The organism is Streptomyces racemochromogenes (assembly GCF_044129415.1).
In the GTDB taxonomy this organism is placed as follows: Bacteria; Actinomycetota; Actinomycetes; order Streptomycetales; family Streptomycetaceae; genus Streptomyces; species Streptomyces racemochromogenes_A.
Genome location: NZ_JBBDHD010000364.1, coordinates 1 through 307, shown reverse-complemented (window position 1 = coordinate 307; position 307 = coordinate 1). Strand labels below are relative to the sequence as shown.

Sequence of the window (307 nt, the reverse complement as noted above, 5' to 3'; positions counted from 1 at the left end):
CTGTTGGTAGGCTTCCAGATCCTTGAGCTTGGCGTCGTACATCTCGCGGTCGTTGGTTTCAGCGAACTGCTGAGCCAGCTCACGGCGCTTGTTGGCAACGTCAGCCTCCACCGCAGCGACCGCCTGCATGATCTCCGCCTCACGCTGTCCCAAGCCGATCCTGGCCACCTGGGATGCGTAGCTGCGCTCGGATGCGTCCGCAGACTGATCCAGAGAATCGCGGTAGGCATCGATAGCCAGCTGCCGCGTCTTGAGCACAGCGGTTTCCTGGACAGACAGCACCTGGGCAGCGGCAGCGCCTTCGGAA

Annotated in this window: 1 protein-coding gene; it reads right to left on the bottom strand. The window is 62.5% G+C overall.

The features are described 5' to 3' along the window. Window positions 1–258, bottom strand: a 258-nt coding sequence (locus WDV06_RS37300) for a hypothetical protein (RefSeq protein ID WP_395514219.1), incomplete at its 3' end; no start/stop codon positions are given. Window positions 259–307 lie beyond the last annotated feature (49 nt).